The organism is Microbacterium sp. T32, from assembly GCF_001619615.1.
Classification (GTDB): Bacteria; Actinomycetota; Actinomycetes; order Actinomycetales; family Microbacteriaceae; genus Microbacterium.
This window is the reverse complement of sequence record NZ_LQQP01000023.1, coordinates 72,877-94,587: the sequence shown is the minus strand read 5'-3', so window position 1 is coordinate 94,587 and position 21,711 is coordinate 72,877. Positions and strand designations below refer to the sequence as shown.

General features: G+C 71.2%; 14 protein-coding genes and 1 pseudogene. 9 read left to right on the top strand and 6 right to left on the bottom strand.

What is annotated here, in order from left to right; all coding sequences use genetic code 11:
- The first annotated feature begins 150 nt into the window (after window positions 1–150).
- From AVW09_RS12675 to AVW09_RS12665, 3 genes are all read left to right on the top strand, one after another.
- On the top strand, window positions 151–1,134 hold the full coding sequence (locus AVW09_RS12675) for a LacI family DNA-binding transcriptional regulator (RefSeq protein WP_156496107.1): 984 nt from the start codon (window positions 151–153) through the stop codon (window positions 1,132–1,134).
- Between the two features lie 292 nt (window positions 1,135–1,426).
- Window positions 1,427–5,308 carry a glycoside hydrolase gene (locus AVW09_RS17340; RefSeq protein WP_197462635.1) on the top strand — a complete coding sequence of 1,294 codons (3,882 nt, stop codon included), beginning with the start codon at window positions 1,427–1,429 and terminating at the stop codon, window positions 5,306–5,308.
- A 174-nt stretch (window positions 5,309–5,482) separates the two neighbouring features.
- Entirely contained in the window at window positions 5,483–6,523 is a 1,041-nt protein-coding gene (locus AVW09_RS12665) for an NAD(P)-dependent alcohol dehydrogenase (RefSeq protein WP_063258411.1), read from the top strand.
- A gap of 278 nt (window positions 6,524–6,801) precedes the next feature.
- Here AVW09_RS12665 and pgm read toward each other — a convergent pair whose 3' ends face one another.
- Entirely contained in the window at window positions 6,802–8,445 is a 1,644-nt protein-coding gene (gene pgm / locus AVW09_RS12660) for a phosphoglucomutase (alpha-D-glucose-1,6-bisphosphate-dependent) (protein ID WP_063258410.1), read from the bottom strand.
- 94 nt (window positions 8,446–8,539) lie between these two features.
- Window positions 8,540–9,457, bottom strand: a complete 918-nt coding sequence (locus tag AVW09_RS12655; RefSeq protein ID WP_063258409.1) for a LysR family transcriptional regulator — start codon at window positions 9,455–9,457, stop codon at window positions 8,540–8,542.
- Window positions 9,458–9,529: 72 nt separating this feature from the next.
- Here AVW09_RS12655 and AVW09_RS12650 point away from each other — a divergent pair, with 72 nt between their 5' ends.
- The 3 genes and pseudogenes from AVW09_RS12650 to AVW09_RS18395 form a co-directional block, all read left to right on the top strand.
- Window positions 9,530–10,435, top strand: coding sequence for an EamA family transporter (locus AVW09_RS12650; protein ID WP_063258408.1), 906 nt, complete (start codon window positions 9,530–9,532; stop codon window positions 10,433–10,435).
- A gap of 19 nt (window positions 10,436–10,454) precedes the next feature.
- The gene (locus AVW09_RS12645) at window positions 10,455–11,093 is read left to right on the top strand and encodes a LuxR C-terminal-related transcriptional regulator (RefSeq protein WP_231901839.1); all 639 of its coding nucleotides are present in this window, start codon (window positions 10,455–10,457) and stop codon (window positions 11,091–11,093) included.
- A gap of 145 nt (window positions 11,094–11,238) precedes the next feature.
- Window positions 11,239–12,204, top strand: a pseudogene (locus tag AVW09_RS18395) (sensor histidine kinase); the annotation flags it as partial.
- Between the two features lie 1,001 nt (window positions 12,205–13,205).
- Here AVW09_RS18395 and AVW09_RS18390 read toward each other — a convergent pair.
- Entirely contained in the window at window positions 13,206–14,825 is a 1,620-nt protein-coding gene (locus AVW09_RS18390) for a chitinase (RefSeq protein ID WP_063258405.1), read from the bottom strand.
- A complete protein-coding gene (locus AVW09_RS12625; protein ID WP_063258404.1) occupies window positions 14,822–16,891 on the bottom strand; it encodes a glycosyltransferase family 2 protein in 2,070 nt (689 codons plus the stop codon). Before AVW09_RS12625 ends, AVW09_RS18390 begins: the two co-directional genes overlap by 4 nt.
- 321 nt (window positions 16,892–17,212) lie before the next feature.
- Between AVW09_RS12625 and pheA the strand changes: the two genes are divergently transcribed.
- The gene (pheA, locus tag AVW09_RS12620; protein ID WP_063258403.1) at window positions 17,213–18,175 is read left to right on the top strand and encodes a prephenate dehydratase; all 963 of its coding nucleotides are present in this window, start codon (window positions 17,213–17,215) and stop codon (window positions 18,173–18,175) included.
- A 7-nt stretch (window positions 18,176–18,182) separates the two neighbouring features.
- Here the strand turns inward: pheA and AVW09_RS12615 are convergent, their stop codons facing one another.
- On the bottom strand, window positions 18,183–19,283 hold the full coding sequence (locus AVW09_RS12615) for an LLM class flavin-dependent oxidoreductase (RefSeq protein ID WP_063258402.1): 1,101 nt from the start codon (window positions 19,281–19,283) through the stop codon (window positions 18,183–18,185).
- A gap of 57 nt (window positions 19,284–19,340) precedes the next feature.
- On the opposite strand from AVW09_RS12615, the gene AVW09_RS12610 reads away from it, so the two are divergent.
- Both AVW09_RS12610 and AVW09_RS12605 read left to right on the top strand, forming a co-directional pair.
- Window positions 19,341–19,613 carry a hypothetical protein gene (locus tag AVW09_RS12610; protein WP_063258401.1) on the top strand — a complete coding sequence of 91 codons (273 nt, stop codon included), beginning with the start codon at window positions 19,341–19,343 and terminating at the stop codon, window positions 19,611–19,613.
- Window positions 19,614–19,736: 123 nt separating this feature from the next.
- Entirely contained in the window at window positions 19,737–20,162 is a 426-nt protein-coding gene (locus tag AVW09_RS12605; RefSeq protein ID WP_022880214.1) for an Asp23/Gls24 family envelope stress response protein, read from the top strand.
- A gap of 56 nt (window positions 20,163–20,218) precedes the next feature.
- Here the strand turns inward: AVW09_RS12605 and AVW09_RS12600 are convergent, their stop codons facing one another.
- The gene (locus AVW09_RS12600; RefSeq protein WP_063258400.1) at window positions 20,219–21,589 is read right to left on the bottom strand and encodes a cryptochrome/photolyase family protein; all 1,371 of its coding nucleotides are present in this window, start codon (window positions 21,587–21,589) and stop codon (window positions 20,219–20,221) included.
- Window positions 21,590–21,711: the final 122 nt, after the last annotated feature.

Below are 21,711 nucleotides of genomic sequence, written 5' to 3'. Positions count from 1 at the left end.
GCGCATCTCGGTCGGGTCGCTGAGATGTTGACGTAAACATAGCCGGAGGCCGCTAGCATGTCAACGTCAACATCCAAGGGGGCAGACGTGAGCGAGACGACGATGACGTCGACCACGGCCGGCAAGCGCGGGCGGCGCCGCGAAGTCTCGATGGCGGACGTCGCCGCCGCGGCGGGGGTGTCGGGGCAGACGGTGTCGCGCGTCGCCAACGACCGCTCCAACGTCGATCCCGAGACGCGGCAGCGCGTGCTCGACGCCATGGCCTCACTCGGCTACCGCCCCAACAGCGCCGCCCGCGCGCTGCGGTCGGGTCGCTTCCGCAGCATCGGCGTGATCATGTTCTCGCTCAGCTCCTACGGCAACACGCGCACCCTCGACGCGCTCGCGTCGGTGGCCGCGGCATCCGGATACTCCATCACCCTCATCACGGTGCAGACCGCGTCGCAGAGCGACGTGTCCGGGGCGTTCCTCCGCCTGCGCGAGCACGCCGTCGACGGAATCGTGATCCTCATCGAGAAGCACCGGCTCGGCGAGAACGAGCTGTCGATCCCCTCCGGCCTCCCCGTCGTCGTGGTCGACTCGAGCGCCGACTACCCCTACGCCGTCGTCGACAACGACCAGGCGCAGGGCGCGCGCCTGGCCACCGAGCACCTCCTGGACCTGGGGCACGAAACCGTGTGGCACGTCTCCGGTCCGCCGGAGTCCTTCGCCGCGGAGCGCCGCCGTGACGCGTGGCGCGCGGCCCTGGAGGAACGTGGATGCCAGGTCCCTCCGGTCCAACTCGGAGACTGGACCGCGGAGTCGGGGCACCGCATCGGCGCGGCGCTCGCGCAGGATCCGGCCGTGACCGCGGTGTTCGCGGCCAACGACCAGATGGCGCTCGGCGTCATCCGCGCGCTGCACGAGGCCGGGCGCGCGGTGCCGGGGCGGGTGAGTGTCGTCGGGTTCGACGACATGCCCGAATCCGCGAACTTCTGGCCCCCGCTCACGACCGTGCGCCAGCGCTTCGAGAGCGTCGGCGAAGAGGCCATGAGTGCACTGATCGCCGACATCGAGGGCGCCGGCGGCGAGCACGCCCGCACCCTCATCCCGACGTCGCTCGTGGTGCGGCAGAGCTCGGGGCCGCGAGCCTGACGCGCGGGCTTCGGCGTCGGTGCCGTGGCGGCGGCGCGTGCCGTGCCGAGCGGAGGGGATCCGGCGAGCGGAGGGCCGAAGTGGTGGCATCCGTCCTCCCTTCGCCGTCTTTCCTCCACTGATCGCGCGGCGACGCGGCCAGAAGGCCCGCCGCGACTGGACAAGATCACCCGGGTCGACGTTGTGTCACTGCGGCACCCTCCGATAGGTTCGGTGTTGACGTCAACATGTTGACGTCAACATTTCCCTCTCCCCCCAAGGCCGCGACGCTGCGGCCGGAATCGGAATGACGATGAAGTCAGCTCGACTGCTGTCGATGACCTGTGCGGTCGCCCTCGCGACCGGCGGAATCGCCGCAACCAGCGCCGTAACCCCCGCCCCCGCGGTGGCGGCGCCGAACGCGACGGTCCACATCACGCCGAACCCCGCGACGGCGGCGGAACCGTTCGAGGGCTGGGGCACCAGCCTGGTGTGGTTCGCCAACGCCACGGGCAACTACCCGCCCGAGGTGCGGCAGAAGCTCTTCGACGCCGTCTTCGGCGATGACGGGTTGAACCTCAACATCGCCCGCTACAACATCGGCGGCGGCAACGCTTCCGACGTGCCGGCGTACCTGCGGCCGGGCGGTGCGGTCCCCGGGTTCTGGAACCCCGACCTCGGTGCCTCCGACTCCCAGGGCGCGATCACCTCGAACTACGCCGACCGTGCCCGCTACAAGGCCGCGTGGAATCCCGACGACCCGAACGCTTACGACTTCGACGCCGACTCCGCGCAGCGGTGGTGGATCGACGCGCTGAAGGACAAGGTCACCCACTGGGAGGCCTTCAGCAACTCGCCGCCGTACTTCCTCACGCAGAGCGGCTACGTCTCGGGCGGCATCAACAACGCCACCAGCGAGCAGCTCGCCCCGGCCGACATGGACAAATTCGCCGGCTACCTCGTGAACGTCGTCGACGAGCTCGAGAAGAAGCACGGGGTGAAGTTCGACACGATCGACCCGTTCAACGAGCCGAACACGGACTACTGGCAGACGCAGATCCCCAACGGTGCTCAGTGGCCGACGTCGAAGAGCCGCCAGGAGGGCGCGCACATCGGTCCGCAGGCGCAGGATGCCATGGTCAAGGCGCTCGCGGCGCGCCTCGCGCAGCCCGGAACGACGACGGATGCCGTGATCTCGGCGATGGACGAGACGAACCCGAGCACATTCGCGACGAACTGGAACGCCTGGTCGCCCCAGTCGAAGGGTCTCGTCGACCAGCTCAACGTGCACACGTACAGCACGGACGGGCGCCAGGTCGTCCGTGACATCGCCAAGGCCGCCGACAAGCCGCTGTGGATGAGCGAGGTCGAGGGGAACTGGACCGAGGGTCGCGGCTTCGTTACCAACGACATCGAGAACGGTCTGGGCATGGCCCAGCACATCGTGGGCGACCTGCGCGAGCTCGAGCCGACGGCGTGGGTCTTCTGGCAGCCGGTCGAAGACCTCTACAACATGCAGAAGGTCGAGAAGCTCAACTGGGGCAGCGTCTTCATCGACTTCGACTGCAACGCCGAGGGCAAGTCCGCGAGGCGCATCGCCGACGGCGAAGCCGACCCGTCGTGCAAGGTGCTGACCAACGAGAAGTTCAACACCGTGCGCAACTTCACGCACTACATCCACCCGGGCGACCGCCTGATGGCGACCGACGACACCCAGTCCACCGCGGCCGTGGATGCCGACGGCCAGGGCGCGACCATCGTGCACGTGAACTCCGAGGCGACCGACCGCACGGTCGAGATCGACCTGCGCGACTTCGGCACCATCGCGCCCGGCGCGACCGTCACCCCGATCGTCACGACGCAGTCCACCGCGGATCAGCCCTCGGCCAACGCGCTCAAGGAGGGGGCGAAGGTCGCCGTGAACGCGGCATCCCGGACCGCCACGGTCACCGTGCCCGCGAAGTCGGTCACGACGTTCGTGATCGACGGCGTCTCGGGCGTCTCGGACGACGCCGCGGCGTTCCGCGATGGCGACACCGTTCAGCTGACCGGGCTCCAGAGCGGTCTCGCGCTCGACGGGTCGGGCGCGGGCCTCGTGCTCCAGCGCAGCGCCACCACCACCGACGCGATCCGCGCGCAGTCCTGGACGGTGCGCTCCGTCTCGGGCGCCGGGACGAACCGGCACCGGTTCACGCTCCAGAACGGCACCGGGAAGTTTCTCGCGTCCCGCGCCGGCGGCACCGCGCTGGTCGACTCCGACCCCGCGACCGCGGCCGCGGATCCGGCCCTGCAGTGGATGGCATCCACGACCGACGGGACGTACCTCTCGGTGCTCAACGTCGCGAGCGAACGGGTGCTCGACGTGAACGGGCAGAGCACGACGCCCGGCGCCACGGTGGGCCTGTGGACCTCCAACGGCGGTTCCAACCAGCAGTGGCGTCTGTCGAGCTCGCGCATCGTGGGCAGCGAGCCGGTGTCTGTCGCCACGGCGGTCGGCGTCGTTCCGACGCTCCCGGCCCAGGCTGTCGTCCGCTACGCCGGTCGCCAGCTGCGTGCGGCCGCGGTGACGTGGCAGCTCGACGGCGCGGACTGGTCGCGACCGGGGACGGTGCAGGTGCGCGGAACGGGCACCGACGTCTTCGGTGCCGCGTTCGAGGCGACCGCGACCGTCGAGGTCGGACCCTTCGCGGCGACGCGTCCCGCCTCGGTCACGGTGCCCGCGGGCAGTGCGTTGTCGCTCGTGCAGAGCAAGGCCGACGGCGACGTGCAGGCCGAACTGACCCCGTCCGGCGGCGGCTACTGGATCCCGGTCGAGTGGACGTGGGACGGGCTGACGGATGCCGCGTTCGCACAGCCGGGAACGGTGACCGTCCCGCGCGTTGCGACCGGCCCCGCCGGGGAACGTCTCGACGCGAAGCTGACGGTCATCGTCACCGCCGCCTCGGAACGCAACGTCGCCCCGGACAGCCGACCGTCGGCGACGTTCACCGAGTCGGGCTACCCGGTCAGCAACACGATCAACGGCATCGCGACCGACAAGGGCTGGTCGAACTGGAAGGGCGGAACGAAGAACGAGCAGGACACCCTCAGCTACGCGCTCGCGCAGCGCGAGACGGTCACGCACGTCGCCGTGCAGTTCTACCGCGACGGCAACAGTCTGAGCTGGCCGGCCACGATGCGCATCGACCACCGGGTGCGCGGCGGGGAGTGGATCCAGGGCGACCTCGTCCCGGTGCCTGCTCCCTCGAGCGGCGCGCCGCGTGTCGACGTGCCCGTCACGGGCGCGGCCGATGAGGTGCGGGTCGTGATGAACGCGCGCTCGCAGACGCACATGATCGTGTCGGAGGTCGAGATCTTCGCCGCCTCCGCTTCGCCGGCCGGTATCGCCGACCTCGCGCGGCTCACGGTGGGGGATCAGCCCGTCGCGGGCTTCGACCCGAAGGTGTTCGACTACACCGTCGCGTCGACGGGAGCCGCGTGGCCGGAGCTCCACGCGCTGGCGGTGGACGAGGATGCCGCGGTCGAGGTCACGCAGCCCGGTGACACGGCGGAGACGGCCCGTGCGGTCGGCGGCGTCGGCTCCGTCCGCGTGACCGCCCCCGACGGCACCGTGCAGACGTACACGGTCACGATCGAGCGCACCGTCGGGGTGGGCACCCCGGACGTCACGGGGGAGTCCCGCGTCGGATCGACCGTCCGGGCGAGCGCCACGACCGACCCGGCCGGCGCCGCGCTGAGCTACGCGTGGCTGCGCGACGGTTCGCCGATCCCGGATGCCACGGCCGACGCCTACGCGCTGGTCGCGGCCGATGAGGGGCGGGAGATCTCGGTCGAGATCACCGCGTCCGCCGACGGCTTCACCGCCGGGACGGCGCGGTCCGCGGCGATCGTGCCGGCGGCTGCGCCGGTCGACCCGGGCACGGGCGGCGGCACGGGCTCGGGCGGCGGGTCCGGCTCGGGCACCGGCGGCGGCACGGGCACGGGCGCCGGCTCGGGCACCGGGTCCTCCGCCGGATCGGGGGCGGTGTCCACCGGCCCCGGATCGGCGAACGGTTCCCGCGGCGACCTCGCCGCAACCGGTCTGCACGGCGAAGGGATCGCGGTCGGCGCGGCCGGAGCGATCGTGCTGCTCCTCATCGGCGGCGGACTCCTGCTGTGGCGTCGTCGTCGCGGACAGGGCGACACGCGCGCCTGATCCACGCAAACGGGCCGCGTCGGTCGCCTTCGGGCGGTCGGCGCGGCCCCGTTTCCGCTGGGGCGCCTGCCGCTCGGCATCCATACCCCTCGCGCACGTCCGTGCAACCCCGCCCTCCGGGCTGCGGCACGCGGAAAGATGGACGTGTCCCCAAACCCCTCACCGAGGAGACCCATGCACGTCAACGCCTACGCGGCGAAGTCCGCCACCTCTCCGCTCGAACCGACGACGATCGAGCGGCGCGCGGTCGGCCCGGCCGACGTCCTGATCGACATCGCCTACGCCGGCATCTGCCACTCCGACATCCACACCATCCGCGGCGAGTGGGGCGACGTGCCCTACCCGTTGACCGTCGGCCACGAGATCGTCGGCACGGTCGCCGAGGTCGGTTCCGACGTCACGAAGTACGCGGTCGGCGACCGCGTCGGCGTCGGCTGCATGGTCAACTCGTGCCGCGAGTGCGCGAACTGCCTCGCGGGCGAGGAGCAGTACTGCCTCAACGGCAACGTCGGCACCTACGCCGGCATCGACCGCGACGGCACCGTCACCCAGGGTGGCTACTCGGAGAAGATCGTCGTCGACCAGGACTTCGTGCTGCGCGTGCCCGAGTCGATCCCGTACGAGAAGGCTGCGCCGCTGCTGTGCGCGGGCATCACCACGTACTCGCCGCTGAATCACTGGAACGCGGGCCCCGGCAAGAAGGTCGCGATCGTCGGCCTCGGCGGGCTCGGCCACATGGCCGTCAAGATCGCGCACGCCATGGGCGCCGAGGTCACCGTGCTGTCGCAGACGCTCAGCAAGAAGGACGACGGGCTCGCGATGGGCGCCGACCACTACTACGCCACGAGCGACCCCGAGACGTTCGACAAGCTGAAGAACACGTTCGACCTCATCGTCAACACCGTCAGCGCGCCCCTCGACCTCAAGCAGTACCTCGGCACCCTGACGCTCGACGGCACCATGGTCAACGTGGGCGCTCCGCCGGAGCCGCTGCCGATCCAGGTCTTCACGCTGTTCAACAACCGCCGCTCGTTCGCGGGGTCGTCGATCGGTGGCATCCGCGAGACCCAGGAGATGCTCGACTTCTGCGCCGAGCACGGTATCGCGCCCGAGATCGAGCTCATCTCGGCCGAGCAGATCAACGAGGCGTACGAGCGCGTGCTCAAGAGCGACGTGCGTTTCCGCTTCGTGATCGACGCCGCCACCTTCGCCTGATCCCGGATGCCACGGCCCCGACGCTCTCCGGAGCGCCGGGGCCGCGGCATCCCGTCGTTCTCTTCCTGCATAAACGCTCGGGCTCGGCGGAAACGCCCGGTCCGAGCGTTTCCGCCGAGCGGGAGCGTTTATGCCGGCCTGGGCGGTGGGGCGAGCATCGAACGCCAGCGCGCTGCGTGCCGCGCGCACGCAAAGCGGCGCCGGCCCGAGAGAGCGGCGCCGGACTGCATGCGAAAGCGGCGCCGCCCCGAGGGAGCGGCGCCGCTCAGGCGGACACGTTACTCGCCGAGCGCGGCGGAGACGACCGCGCGGGCCTCCTCCTGCACCGCGCGCAGGTGCTCCTCGCCGCGGAGCGACTCGGCGTACAGCTTGTAGACGTCCTCGGTGCCGGAGGGGCGGGCGGCGAACCACGCCGACTCCGTCTGCACCTTCAGGCCGCCGATCGCGGCGCCGTTGCCCGGCGCGTGCGACAGCTTCGCGATGATCGGCTCGCCCGCGAGTTCGGTGGCGGTCACGGCATCCGGCGACAGCTTGGACAGGGCCGACTTCTGCGCGGGGGACGCGGGGGCGTCGACGCGCTGATAGGCCGAGGCGCCGAATTCGGCCTCGAGCTCGGCGTACCGCTGCGACGGCGTCTTGCCCGTCACCGCGAGGATCTCGGCGGCGAGCAGGCACAGCAGGATGCCGTCCTTGTCGGTGGTCCAGACGGTGCCGTCCTTGCGCAGGAACGACGCGCCGGCCGACTCCTCGCCGCCGAACGCGACGGATCCGTCGAGCAGCCCCGGCACGAACCACTTGAACCCGACCGGCACCTCGAGCAGGGTCTTGCCGAGAGCGGATGCCACGCGGTCGATGATCATCGACGAGACCAGGGTCTTGCCGACCGCGGCATCCGTCGGCCATCCCTCGCGGTGCGAGAAGAGGTAGTCGATCGCGACGGCGAGGTAGTGGTTGGGGTTCATCAGGCCCGCGTCGGGCGTGACGATGCCGTGGCGATCGGCGTCCGCGTCGTTGCCGGTGAGGATGTCGTAGTCGGCGCGCGCGGCGACGAGCGAGGCCATGGCCGACGGCGACGAGGGATCCATGCGGATCTTCTCGTCCCAGTCCAGCGTCATGAACTTCCACGTCGGGTCGACCTCGGGGTTCACGACGGTGAGGTCGAGGTCGTACACCTCCGCGATGAGCGCCCAGTACTCGACCGACGCGCCGCCGAGCGGGTCGGCGCCGATGCGGACACCGGCGTTCTTGATCGCATCGACGTCGATGATGGATGCCAGATCCCGCACGTACGCGTCACGGAAGTCGTATTGGCCCAGGGCGTCGAGGTCGATGTCGGCGTGCGGGGTGCGGTGGACGCCCTCGAGGCCCGCCGCGATGAGCTCGTTGGCGCGGTCGGCGATCCAGCCCGTGGCGTCGGTGTCGGCGGGGCCGCCGTGCGGGGGGTTGTACTTGAAGCCGCCGTCGCGGGGCGGGTTGTGCGAGGGCGTGACGACGATGCCGTCCGCGCGGCCCGGGTCGTCGGTCGCGCGGTCGCGGTTGTAGGTGAGGATCGCGTGGCTGAGGGCCGGGGTCGGCACCCACGAGTCGCGCGCGTCGACGCGGACGTCCACGCCGTTCGCGACGAGCACCTCGATGGCGCTGCGCTCGGCCGGCAGCGACAGGCCGTGCGTGTCGCGACCGAGGAACAGCGGGCCGGTGATGCCCTGCGCCGCGCGGTAGTCGACGATCGCCTGCGTCGTGGCGAGGATGTGGTCCTCGTTGAAGCTCGTGCTCAGCGAGGATCCCCGGTGCCCGCTCGTGCCGAACGCGACGCGCTGCTCGGGCACGGTGGCATCCGGTTTGCGGTCGTAGTAGGCGGAGATCAGTTCGTCGATGTCGATGAGATCGGATGCCTCGGCGGGCTGTCCTGCGCGACTGCTCATGCCCACAGTCTGCCCGCTGTGGAGCGCTCGTGCATGCGCACCGGCACATTCGGGGCGCAGAAGATCCCGCGAATCTCCCCAGAGGTCGACCCGATCAGGTCTGCAGGGCCGCGCCGCGTTCGCGCAGCGCCGTGAGCGTCGCGCGCAGCGCGGGGGAATCCGACTGCGAACGCCGGTGCACGGCGACGACGTCGCGGGTCGACGCCGGGTCGATCGTCGGGATCGCGACGAGATCGGGGCCGAGGGGTGCGCGTCCGAGGCGGGGTACGAGGGCGACCACGGCACCGGTGCGGGCGAGTTCGAGGTGGTTCTCGAACTCCATGGACTCGTAGATCACGCGCGGGGCGTTGCTGACGCCGTCGAACAGCCGTCGGAGCCACTGCCGGCAGATCGTCGTCTCGAACGTCGCGACCCACGCCTCGTCGGCGAGATCGCGCGGGTGCAGGACGTCGCGGCCCGCGAGCGGGTGGTCGCGGCGCACGATGATGTCGGCGATGTCGGTGAACAGCGGCGTGACCACGATGTTCTCGGGGATCGCGAGCGCGACTCCGCCCCACTGGTGGGCGATGCCGAGGTCGCGCTGCCCCGAGGCGATGAGCGCCACCGTCTCCCACGGCTCGCTCTCGCGCACGAGCAACCGCAGGTCGGGGTGGGTCCGGGCGAGGTCGACGAGGAGCGGCGCGAGGAGCCCGCGCACGACGGTCGAGAACGCGGCAATACGGACTTCGCCGCTCACCGTCCCGTCTCCGGGGGCGCTCGCCTGGAGGTCGGCGCGCAGGCGCTCGAGCTCGGCGAGGATCGGCGTCGAGCCGACGACGAGCTGTGTCCCGGCATCGGTCAGCGTGACCCCGCGGCCGACGCGCTCGAGCAGGGCGACTCCGGTCTCGCGCTCGAGACGCTTGATCTGCTGCGATACCGCCGAGGGAGTGAAGCCCAGGGTCACGGCGGCGGCGGACACGCTGCCCTCCCGGGCGACGGTGCGGAGGGAGCGGACCGCCTCGAGATCGATCATGAAGCGACGCTACCGCTTTTCGTGAAGAAACGTTCGCTGGTGCTTCATCAAGCGAGGCGCTGGACTGAACCCGTGAGTCGACGCGACATGATCCTGGCCGCCGGGGTGGCGGCCGCCTGGGGCTTCAACTTCCTGGTCATCGACTGGGGGATGCCGGGCATCCCACCGCTCCTGTTCGTGGCCATCCGCTTCGCCGTCGTGGCGGCATTCGCCGTGATCGTGCCGCGCCCGTTGGCATCCTGGACCACGATCATCGGCGTCGGACTCTTCATGAGCCTCGGCCAGTTCGGCCTGCTGTACACCTCCCTCGCCCTCGGACTGCAGCCGGGCCTCGCCGCGCTGCTGCTCCAGGCGCAGGCGGTCTTCACCGTCGTGATCGCGGCCGGGGCCCTTCGCGAGCGACCGACGCTCGGGCAGGCCGTGGGCGTCACGATCGGGGTCGTCGGCCTGGCCGCGGTCGCCCTCGGCCGGGGCGGCGATGCCCCCGCGCTCGCCGTGGTGCTCGCGCTCGCCGCGGCGCTGTCGTGGGCGGTAGGCAACGTCATCTCGCGCCGCGCGGGGGTCGTCGCGGGCCGCGGGAGGCTCGGCGCGCTGTCACTCACCGTGTGGTCGGCACTCGTGGTGCCGGTTCCGGCGCTCGTCCTCGCGTTCGTCGTGGAGGGGCCGACAGCGATCGCCGCGGGGCTCGCCGCCTTCGGCTGGTCGGCCGCCCTCTCGACGCTGTACACCGCGGGTCTGTGCACGCTCGTCGGTTACGCGATCTTCAACGGTCTGCTCGCCCGCAACCCCTCGGCGGCGGTCGTGCCCTGGGTGCTGCTGGCACCGGTGGTCGCGATGGTCGCGGCCGCCGTGCTGCTGGGCCAGATCCCCGCCCCCGCTGAGGTGATCGGCGGGGTGCTGCTCGTCGGGGGAGTGCTGGTGACGACGGTCGGAGTCCGAATGCGTCATCTGTCCCCGACGACTGCGCGGGATGGATAAAGTCTGATCGGGAGGGCTGGTGAAACGCGTCGCACTGGTGGATGACCACGACCTGGTCGGCCTCGCGTTGCGCAACCTCGTCGAATCCTCTCCGCTCGTGACTTTCGCCCGCCACGAACAGACCGTCCCGGCCATGACGGGTCACGTGCGGGACGCCGACCTGGTCCTGCTCGACCTGAGCCTGCGCGACGGCAGCACTCCGCAGGACAACGTCGAGGCTCTCCGGCGGTGGGGAGCGCACGTCCTCGTGCTCACCTCGGCGGAGAACCCCTACCTCGTCCGCGAGGCGTCCCGCACCGCCGCTCTCGGGATCGCCCGCAAGTCGCTGCCCGGAGACGATCTGCTGGCCGCGATCCTCGAGGCAGCCGAGGGGCACCACGTCCCGACGACAGAGTGGGCGTCGGCGCTCGATTCCGACCCGGGCCTCACCGCCGCGCCCCTGACCGAGCGCGAGCGCGAGGTGCTGTCGCTCTACGCCTCCGGTATGGGGGCCCGCGAGGTCGCGGCGGCCCTGTGGGTGACGGAGAACACCGTGAACGACCACCTCCGTCGCATCAAGGGCGTATACCAACGCCTCGGTCGCCCCGCCGCGAGCAAGGTCGACCTGTACCGTCGCGGCATCGAGGACGGGTTCCTCCCGGTTCCGCGCCGTGACTGAGCCGCGCGTCGAGTCAGCCGTCGATGCGACCCGACGGGCGCTCCTGCTGGGGGTCGCGGTGTCGATCCTCGCTTCCGCCACCGTTGCGGTGCTCGTCGTGTCGACCGTGAACGCGGCGACGGCCCCGGCGTGGTGGTCCGCCTGGATGGTCGGAGGATTCGGTGCCCTCACCCTCGCGGGGGGTGTCGCCGCGATCATGGGCGCTGCGGCCGGGCGACGGGTCGCTCGGATCGCGGCCGTCGCCTTCGCGGCGGCCGTGGTGGTCTATCCCTTCGCCGCGATCGCCGTGATGGACCCCGGGAGCCCGGGCACCGTTCCCTGGCTGCTGACCGCGGTGTCCGCGCCGTCGCTGGCGATCCTGGTGGCCGGAGGGTGGCGGTGGACGACGGCCTTCCTCTGCCTCTGGACCGTCGTCATCGTGGTTTCTCGCCTCGTCCTCGGCGGCTATTCCCTCACGGGTCTCGCCAACGACACCCAGGCCCTCCTGTCGGCGGTGACCACGTGCGCCGTCGCCGACATCGCGCTGCGCACCGCGGTCCACGTCGATCGGGCGGCGGGAAGGGCGGCGGCCGCGGCGGTGGTAGAGGCGGCCGAGCGGGCGCGCCTGACGGCCCGTTCCCGTGCGGCAGCGTTCGTGCACGACGAGGTCCTTGCGGCGTTGCATGGCGTCGCCGACGCGACGCCCGGATCGAAAGAGGCCGTCCTGCTGCAGGCGGCGCGGGCCACGGCGTCCGTGCGCGCCCATCCGCCGTCGCCGGACCTCGTCGCGCGTGTCGCCGCGCTCGCCGAGGAGGCCGGGGCGCGGCTCCACATGGAGCATTCTCCAGAGGCGACGACATGCTCGCCGGAGATCACCGACGCCCTCGTCGCCGCGACCGCCCAGGCCCTCGACAACGCCCACCGGCACGCTCCGGGCGCCGCGGTGAGCGTCCGCATCTCCGTCGAGGCGAGCGGGGGACGCATCGAGATCGCCGACGACGGCCCCGGGTTCGCCCCCGAGAACGTGCGGACGAACCGCCTCGGGCTCGCCATGACAGTGCTCGGCGTGCCGGCGGAGATCCCGGGGATGCGGGCGGAGGTCGACAGCGCCCCCGGTGCCGGGACGCGGGTGCGGCTTCAGTGGACCATCGACGAGCCGCCGGTTTCCCCTCCTCCTGCGCCGCCTGACGCGTGGACCATCCGGAGTCGCGAACGTCTCGTGGGATCCATCTTCGTCGTCACGCAGACGGCCGTGGGTCTCGCCGCGGCCGTCCAGGCGGGGATCGCGGGGACCGGGATCGTGTCTCTCGTGATGCTCGCCCTCCTTCTCCTCCTCACTGCGATGGTGGCGCGCGCTCGCGAGGGTGTCTCTCGTCTCAGCGCGTTGGCGCTCGTCATGTTCCTGAGCGGCTGCGTCGCGCTCGGGATCTCCGCTCTCCCGGCGCCGATCAGTTACGGATCGGCATGGTTCGTCACCGCTTCGGCATTCGTCGCGGTCGCCCTCGCTCTCCGAGATCGCGGCGGGGTCGCGCTCATCGGCGGGGGAATCCTCCTGGGGCTCCTCGTGGTCGACGCCATCACGCGCAGCGCGGATCTGCAGCAGATGCTGGGGATCGGCACTCGCGTGACCACCATGGTGGGACTCAGCGTCGTGTTCGTCGCGGTGCTTCGGCGGCTGCGCGGTTCGGCCGCCGCGCAGGCCGAGTCGCGCGTCGAATCGGCCCGCCGCGCCGCCTGGGATGCCGCCTCCCACGCCGAGCTGGTGGCCCACCTGACGGAGGTCGACGAGTACGCCCGTCCCCTACTGGAACGCGTCGTCCGTGCCGGTGCGATCACGGACGAGGACCGACGGCAGGCGCGCGCCGTCGAGGGGCGCCTCCGCGACGGCTACCGCGCCGGTCGGCTGCACGGACACGGGATCGCGGATGCCGCGATGCAGGCGCGTCTGCGCGGCGTCGACGTCGTCCTGCTCGATGACGGGGGCTCGACGGGGCGGGCGGAGACATGGGTGCCGGAGTTCGCCGCCCTCGTCCGTGACCGGCTGGAGACAGCGGAACACCGCGTGGTCGTCCGGGTGCTCCCTCCCGGACGACTCTCCCTCGCCCACGTCGTCGGGGACGGGCGCCTGACGATCTACCCCGTGGCCGGGGGGCCGGCCGCTCCCGCTGCGGGGCCGGCCGCGCCTGCGGCGTTCCCGCCGGTGCCCTCCCCGGAAGCGCCGGCGTCGACCGTGCCCTCGATCGGCGTCCAGGGCGAGTAGTCGCGGTCGAGGATCGAGCGGGCCGGGTTCTGCCCCCGCGACCACCACTTGGCCTCGTACCCGGTGCCGTCGACCATCACGCGGTCGCCCTGGTTGTAAAGGGTCGTGGCATCCCATTCCGGGTACGTGTTCGCGGGGAGCTGCGGCAGTCGGAAGGGTTGATCGGATGCCAGGACCGGACCGATGTAGCTCCACGCGGCGGCGCCGGTGTCGAGCGTCGGGTCGTCGGGCGCGTTGCCGCCCTGGTTCCACCATTTCGCCACGTAGACCGAGCCGTGCCAGACCACCTTCACGCCGGCCGAGTAGAACGTCGTGGAGTTCCAGATCGGGTAGGGGCTGGTCTTCGGATCGTCCTCGATGATCGGCGGATCGGTTTCCACCACAGCGTTCGCATAGCGCCCCAGATACCCGTTCGACAGAACGCCCGCGAACGTCTCGTCGCCCTGGTCGACGCCGCTGCACTGCGTCGACACCGTCCCGGTGAAGGGGTAGTTCGGTCCGCAGGTGTGATCGCGGTTGATCGACCACATCGACAGTCGGGCGAGCCCGCGATCGCTCGCGAACGCGGTGAACGCTCGCGCGTCGTCGAGGGTGAAGGTCTCCGTGGTGACGTCGTTGAGCCCGATCATCGGGGTCGCGCCCATCAGCTCCCACACGCCGCCGGGCGGCAGGTCCAGGCCGGCGTCGTCCCACAGGGTGCTGAGCTGGGAGGCCGTGGCCTCCAGCGCACGCTTCGAGACGTCGACGAGATTCTTCGGATCCTGGATGCCGTAGTTCATCGTCATGGAGTTGACTCCGGCCACCTTCACCCCGGCGCTCAGCATGCCGGCGATGAGGTCACGACCGTCGGCGGTGAGGCCGTCGGGCGCGACGGGGAGCGTGAGCCACACGGTGAGGGGGTGATCCGCGGGCCGGGCGCCCTGCAGGCGGGCGATGGCGTTGGCGCGTCGTCCCCACGACGACCGGTCGGCGAGGGTCTTGCCCTCGATGTCGAGGTCGATCGAGTCGACCCCGTACCGATCGATGACCGCGCCGTAGGCCTTCGCGGCATCCACGGAGGTCGTGCACGCGACGGCCAGATCGGTGTTGATCGCGCCCCCGAACGAGATCATCACGGGATGTCCCTCCCGGCGCATCCGTTCGATTCGACGGTCCAGGTCGAAGCGGGTGGCGGCATCGTCCAGCGTGTACGTCTTCCCCCAGGTCGGAGTGCAATCGGCGTCGCCGGCGGCGACCACGAAGGCGAGGACCGCCCCGCCCGGCGCCGCGATCATCTCGTCACCGGCGAGGGCGACCCCCTGGTCGAGGGTCACGTCGTAGTAGCCGGCGAACCACCGCTGGTCCACGGGCGTCCCCGTCGGGAGGAACGAGAACGGGGGAGCGACGGCGGCGACGCCCGCCACCAGGAGAGCGAGTCCCCCGAGGACACTGGCGCCGAGCCGGAGCCAGGACACCCGTCGGCCGCGGAACCGTCGCGGACGCCGGGCGTTCATGCGCGCACCGGTTCGATCAGGCCGTCGTCGAGGACGCGACGCCACGCCGGAACGGTCGTGTCGGCCGCGTGGGCCGCGCGTCGCTCGGTCGGCACCCAGATCCACTCCAACCATCCGTTCCACAGGTCCGCCGCCGCGGCTCCGATTCCGATGAGGCGGACCAGGGCGGCGGCCACGCAGACGGCGGTGAAGATCGCGAAGGCCGCCGCGATCCAGGACCCGCCCTGGATCGAGCGGACGGCGACGACCACGGCACCACCGGCGATGATGAGCGGTGCGACGATGAGCAGGGCCCCGGCCGGAGTTCGCTCGCCCTGTTTCGGTGTGCGCGCGAAAGCGACGCGCTGTCCCGTGAACGCCTGGGCGATCGAGCCGAGCGTGCCCGCGATGTTCACGGCGACGAGGAGCAGGTTCAGGCCGTACACGCCGAAGATGTCGCGCCGCCGGTACCCGAGGACGCGCAGGTCATGCGCCATCTCGACGAAGTACGGCAGCGCCATGAGCATCAACGTGACGCTGACCAGCTCGCCGTTGAGCGGGACGACGGTCAGCAGGATGATCAGCGCGGCGGTCACCCACGCGATCGAGCCGAGGTAGTTCGCCCGCAACAGGATCTCGGACAGACGCATCGGATGCCCCGCTGCGCGCCGGGCGACCGCGGTGCGCCAGAGCCCGGCGAGCACGAGCAGCCCGCCGTTCGCCCAGCGCCGTCGCTGGACCGCCAGGGTGCCGAAGTCGGGCGGGGTGGAGCTGTAGCTCAACCGCTCGGGGTAGTTCACCAGGGACCATCCGCCGGCGATGACGTCGATGCTGGACTCGGTGTCCTCGATGACCGTGCGCCCCCGGATGAAGCGGACGACGTCGTGTCCATCCACGGTCTCCACGGTGCGGAGGTCCTCGAGCAGGGCCCAGCGGATGACGGCGTTCGCCCCCACCCAGAACGTGGCGTCGAAGGCGGTCAGGCCCTGGTGCACGATGTGCTGGACGTCGGTCGTCGCCCCGGCGAGGCGTTCGAGGTGGCTGCGTCGGCCGCGATACGCGGAGTACGGGGTCTGGATGATCCCTACGCGCTCATTGCTCGGCTGCTGCAGCGCGTAGACCAGACGAGCGGCGTACTCGGGCAGGAGCATCGAGTCGGCGTCGAGCGTGATGACGACATCGCACGCCGGGATGTCCACCACGTGTGGCACGCCGTCGAGGTCGTGCAGCTCGTGTTCGCCGCCCACGAGTGCCAGATAGGCGTTGAGGTTGGCCGCCTTCGTGGGCTCGTGCGACGGTTCGCGGAAGCGTTTGCGCTCGAACACGGCGACGTCGGCGCTGAAGATGCGGACGAGCCGGCGCGCCAGCGAGCGCACCCGGGCGGGGGACAACCCCTGCTCTCCGTCGTCCTCCGCCTCGTCGAGCGCGGACGCCACCGCGCCGAGTTCGTCGGCGAGGGCTTCCAGGACGCTCTCGGTGAAGAACTCCTCGACATGGCCGGTGCGAGGCTCGACGTCGGCCCTGCTGCGGAGCCACCAGGCGGCCATGTGGTATGCCGCGGCGACGGCGCTGCGGGCGTCGGCCACGGAGTCCGTCTCGGTCCGGTCGAACGCCTCGCGCGCGAGCTCCAGGGGACCCGACAGCTCCAGGCGGATCTCATCGATGATCGCGCGCGTGCGGGCCAGCCGATCGACGATCTCGGGGTCGTCGGTCGGCGGGTCGTCGAGGAGGAGGACCACTCGGAGGTCGGGAACCTCCTGCAGGGCGACCGACCACAGCGCCATCCGGACGTAGGCGGGATCCTCGCCGTAGGAGGGCAGGAGCGTGAGCACGCTCAGGTCGTCTCGGTCGAAGCGTTCGTCGATGTCGGCACGCCGAGCGCGACGATGCGCGGCCAGCCGAGGCAACGCGCCGACACGGGCGAGGAGGTACATGCTCGAGGAGAACGTCAGCGCCGCCACCGACACGAGGAAGACCACGGTGCCGATCAAGTACCCGACGTTGGTGAGCACGTCCCCGCGCGACAGCGTGACGACGACCGTCGCCATGTACAGCAACCAGAGTCCGACGGTGGCGAGGAGGGCCACGCGCGAGCGGACGATGGTCGCGGGCGACGGTCGGGGGTGCAGGGCACCCGGGGTGGGGTCGAGCGGGCCTCGGGGGCGAGGTCGACGCGGAGTTTTCGGGCGTGCGCGTTCCATCGGATCGGGCTCCTTGCTCGCGCGGTGCTGAAGCGCGCGGCGCCGGGTGTGCCCGTCTCGGGCAGACGGGCACGGTTCATCGTGTCAACACCACCGCAACCTGCGGGGCCGCCGCGACCCCCTATTCCGGTGGTTCTGTTCACCTCGAAATTCGCCCCGTGGCAGCCCTCGCGTGGCCCGCTCGAACGGGAGGACTAGGCTGAGCCGGTGCTGCCCGACACCGATTCCGCGTCCGTTCGCCGTGCCTACAGCTATCTCGGTCCGGCCGGGACCTTCACCGAGGCCGCGCTGGCGCAGGTGCCCGAGGCGCGCGACCAGATCTGGCGCCCCGTGCGCAACGTCGGGGAGGCGCTCGCCGACGTCGTCGAGGGGCGATCGGATGCCGCGATGATCGCGATCGAGAACTCCGTCGACGGGGGAGTGTCCACCACGCAGGACGCGCTCGCGACCGTGCCCGGCCTCCGCATCATCGGCGAGTACCTCGTCCCCGTGAACTTCGTCCTCGTCGGTCGACCGGGAACCACCCTCGAGGACGTCTCGCTCGTGTCCGCGCACCCCGTCGCGTACGGACAGTGCCTGCGCTGGCTGCGCGAGCACATCCCCGCGCACGCCCACCTCCCGGCCTCGAGCAACGTCGCCAGCGCCCTCGGAGTCCTGGACGGATCGAGCGGGGCGGATGCCGCGATCGCGGCGCCCGGCATCGTCGACCATCACACGGTCGAGGTGCTCGCCGAGGGGATCGGCGACAACCCCAACGCGGTGACGCGCTTCGTCCTCGTCAGCCGCACCGTCGCGCCCGCGCCGCCGACCGGCGCCGACAAGACGTCGCTCATCGTCGAGCTGCCCGAGGACCACCCGGGCGCCCTGCTGGAGCTGCTCGAGCAGTTCGCCACGCGGGGCATCAACCTCAGCCTCTTGGCATCCCGTCCGATCGGCGACGCCCTCGGGCGCTACCGCTTCGTGATCGACGCCGACGGACACGTGCACGACGAGCGCATGGCCGACGCGCTGCTGGGCCTGCGCCGTTTCAGCCCGAAGGTGATCTTCCTGGGGTCGTACGCGCGCGCCGACCGCGCGATCGTGCGGTACCCGCAGCGCTACTCCGACGACGTGTTCGTCGAGGCGCGCGACTGGCTGCGCGGCCTGCTGAGCGGCGAGCCCGAGGCGTAACCCGCCGTCAGGCGGCGACGGACGCCGCGACCCCCGCGACGAGCTCGAGCGTCTGCGCGCGGCCGCCCGCGACGTCCAGCGCTTCGCCGTCGTACGCTCCGGCGACCGGCGAGAGCATGATCTCGTCGACGTCGTACCGCGCCGCGAACTCCGCGAGCTGAGCGCGCACGTCGTCGCCCGTGCCGACGAACCACTTCTGGCGACTGGATGCCATGATCGACTCCGCCATCGCGTCGAACGGGTCGGCCTTCGCCTGCTCGACCGTCTCGAGCGGCACGAGCGGGCGGTTGGTCCGCAGGCGCGCCATCATCCGCAGCTGCGGGAGAGCGCGCTCCTCCGCCTCCTCGGCGGTGGGAGCGGCGACGACGTTGGCCGTGACGAACGTGCGCGGACCGTCGCCGGATTCGTTCGGCTGGAACTGGTCGCGGTACAGCCGCAGTGCGTGCTCGAGCCCCTCGCCGGCGAAGTGGTTCGCGAAGACGTAGGGGAGCCCGTACGACGCGGCGAGCTGGGCGGAGTAGTCGCTGGAGCCGAGCAGCCACACCTGCGGAATCCCGGATGCCACGGGCGTCGCCTTCACCTGGTACTCGGTGCCGGAGGTGAACCGGACGGTGGCGCCGTCGGGCGAGGTGAGCGCCAGGATGTCGGTCACGTGGTCGGGGAAGCGGGAGACGTCGCTCGTCGCACCCGAGCGGTGCAGGAGCTGCGTGATCACCGGGTCGCTGCCCGGCGCGCGCCCGATCCCGAGGTCGATGCGCCCCGGGGCGAGGGCCTCGAGAGCCGCGAACTGCTCGGCCACGATGAGCGGCGAGTGGTTGGGCAGCATCACACCGCCCGAGCCGACGCGGATGCGCGCCGTGCGGGACGCGGCGGCCGCGATGAGGACGGGCGGGGTCGTCGAGGCGACCGCGGGCATGTTGTGGTGCTCGGCGAACCAGTAGCGGCGGTAGCCGAGACGGTCGGCCCGCTCGACGAGGTCGAGCGACGCGGCGACGGCCTGCGCGCTGCTTTGACCTGCACGCACGGGGACGAGGTCGAGAACGGAGAGGGAGGGGATCGCGTCGTTCACCCCGACGGCAACGCCGGCCGGTGACGCAGTATTCCGCATGGTGGCGGAACCGCAACCCCCTCTGCCGTCTCTCCACACCGGCTTAGCGTGCCCGGCATGAACGGGGGCAAGACCATGATCCGCACGCAGATGGTCGTCAACGACGCCGTCTTCGCGTTGGCGCAGGGACAGGACATCGCGTCCCTGAAGTCCGAGATCGAGACGGCCGTCGCGCAGGGCGGCAGGTTCGCTTCGTTCGTCGTCGTCGGGAACAGCGAGGTGAGCGTGTTGTTCTCGCCGCACACGTCCGTGGCGTTCTCGGTCGAGACCGTCGCCGAAGACGACCGCGGCGACGGAGACACCCCCTTCGGCGGCTTCTACGACGAGTGACACCGGCATCCCCGGACGCTCAGGGTTCTCCCAGCCGTTCCCTCGTGACGAATCCCGGCCCGAGCGCGTCTCCACTGTGACTTCGCGGAACACAGGGTTCCGCACTCACGGAAGGAAAGCGCAATGGCTGAGAACACCGCCACCACCACCCCCGCCACCGCCACGAAGGACGGCGGCTCGACCGTCATCGTGGATGCCGTCGTCGCCAAGGTCGCCGGCATCGCCGCGGCCGAGGTCCCCGGCGTGCACGCGCTCGGCGGCGGCGCGGCTCGCGTCATCGGCAACATCCGCCAGGCCGTGGGCGCGAAGGACTACGCGCAGGGCGTGAGCGTCGAGGTCGGCGAGACCGAGGTCGCCGCGGACATCGCGATCCAGGTCGACTACCCGGAGCAGCTGCAGCGCGTGGCCGCCAACGTCCGTGCCGCGGTGCACCAGGCCATCACCGAGCTCGTCGGTATGAAGGTCGCCGAGATCAACGTCACCGTCGTGGACGTCTTCATCCCGGGCGACGACGACGAGGACGAGGTCACCGAGACCCGCGTCAACTGACGTTCCCCTGACGAAGGGCGCCACCTCCGAGTGGCGCCCTTCGGCGTGTCCGGGGCTCAGCCGCCGTGCCGGACCTTGTCGTACGCGTCCAGCGCGCGCTGGCGCGTCTCCTTGAGGTCGACCATCGGCTCGGGCGCGCCGCCGTCGAGATGCTCCGGGGCCCAGCGGCGGATGTACTCGTCGTGCGGGTCGAATTTCTCGCGCTGCGTCTCCGGGTTGAACACGCGGAAGTAGGGGGCGGCATCCGCCCCGGATCCCGCGACCCACTGCCAGTTGAACGGGTTGCTCGCGGCATCCGCGTCGACGAGGCAATCCCAGAACCACTGTTCGCCGTGGCGCCAGTCGATGAGCAGGTTCTTGGTGAGGAAGGATGCCGTGACCATGCGCACGCGGTTGTGCATGACCCCCGTGTGCCAGAGCTGTTTCATCCCGGCATCCACGACGGCGATGCCGGTCTCGCCCCGCTGCCACGTCTCCAGGTGTGCGCGGTTCAGTCGCGGCCACGGGAAGGCGTCGTACTGCTCGCGCCAGTTCTTCGTCGCGAGGTCGGGGGAGTGGAACAGCACGTGCCAGGCGAACTCGCGCCAGATGAGTTCCGACAGGAACCCGGTGGCCGACTCGGCGTGCTTCCCGGAGCCTCGGTGCTCGAGCGTGGCGTGCCACACCTGATACGGGCTGATCTCGCCCCAGCGCAGCCGCGGTGACAGGTTCGAGGTCGCACCGCCCGCGAACGCGTCGCGCGAGAAGGCGTAGTCGCCGAGGTCGTCGTCGAGGAACTCGCGCACGCGCGTCAGGGCGGCGGGCTCGCCCGGCTCCCACGTCTCGCGCAGGCCGCCGGCCCAGTCGGGCTTCGTCGGGAGCAGGTTCCACGCATCGAGGTCGTCGGACTCCGGTGCCTTCGAGGGGCCGGGGACCTTGCGCGCCTCGGGGAGCGGCGCGCGGGGCGACGGCATCTTCTCGACCGCGCGACGGAACGGCGTGTACACCCCGTAGGGCTTGTCGGCGCCCGTGCGCACGGTCCACGGCTCGAACAGCAGGTTCGCCGCGAACGACGCGACGGTGACGTCGTCGCCGCGCAGCTTCTCCTTGATGCCCGCGTCGATCTCGCGCTCCGCGCCGCCGTAGCGACGGTTCCAGAACACCGCCCCGGCCCCGGTCTCGTCCACCACGGCCGGCAGGACATCGGCTGCGCGTCCCCGGCGCAGCACGAGCGTCGATCCCCGATCCTCCAGGCGCTGGGCGAGGGATGCCAGCGAGTGGTGCAACCACCACCGTGCGGCCCCGCCGATCTCGCGCACGCCGTCGGACTCCTCGTCGAGCACGTACAGCGCGATCACCGGCTCGCTGCGGTCGAGTGCCGCGCGGAGGGCCGGGTGGTCGGTCAGCCGCAGGTCGTCACGGAACCATACGAGGGACGGAGAAGCCATGCAGCGACGCTATCCAGCCGACGTTCCGCGCTGCCGGGCTTGACACGCCGCGGCCCGGCCCCGCCGCGGGCGTGGCCCCGTGCCGCGTCGCCGCCCGACGCCATGGCCCGGCCCGGTCGCCC

Excerpts from the sequence above, each read along its gene's own strand:
- AVW09_RS12675 (WP_156496107.1), top strand. The coding sequence starts at position 151 with ATGGCGGACGTCGCCGCCGCGGCGGGGGTGTCGGGGCAGACGGTGTCG.
- AVW09_RS17340 (WP_197462635.1), top strand. The coding sequence starts at position 1,427 with ATGAAGTCAGCTCGACTGCTGTCGATGACCTGTGCGGTCGCCCTCGCG.
- AVW09_RS12665 (WP_063258411.1), top strand. The coding sequence starts at position 5,483 with ATGCACGTCAACGCCTACGCGGCGAAGTCCGCCACCTCTCCGCTCGAA.
- pgm (WP_063258410.1), bottom strand. The coding sequence starts at position 8,445 with ATGAGCAGTCGCGCAGGACAGCCCGCCGAGGCATCCGATCTCATCGAC.
- AVW09_RS12655 (WP_063258409.1), bottom strand. The coding sequence starts at position 9,457 with ATGATCGATCTCGAGGCGGTCCGCTCCCTCCGCACCGTCGCCCGGGAG.
- AVW09_RS18390 (WP_063258405.1), bottom strand. The coding sequence starts at position 14,825 with ATGAACGCCCGGCGTCCGCGACGGTTCCGCGGCCGACGGGTGTCCTGG.
- AVW09_RS12615 (WP_063258402.1), bottom strand. The coding sequence starts at position 19,283 with ATGCGGAATACTGCGTCACCGGCCGGCGTTGCCGTCGGGGTGAACGAC.
- AVW09_RS12610 (WP_063258401.1), top strand. The coding sequence starts at position 19,341 with ATGAACGGGGGCAAGACCATGATCCGCACGCAGATGGTCGTCAACGAC.
- AVW09_RS12605 (WP_022880214.1), top strand. The coding sequence starts at position 19,737 with ATGGCTGAGAACACCGCCACCACCACCCCCGCCACCGCCACGAAGGAC.
- AVW09_RS12600 (WP_063258400.1), bottom strand. The coding sequence starts at position 21,589 with ATGGCTTCTCCGTCCCTCGTATGGTTCCGTGACGACCTGCGGCTGACC.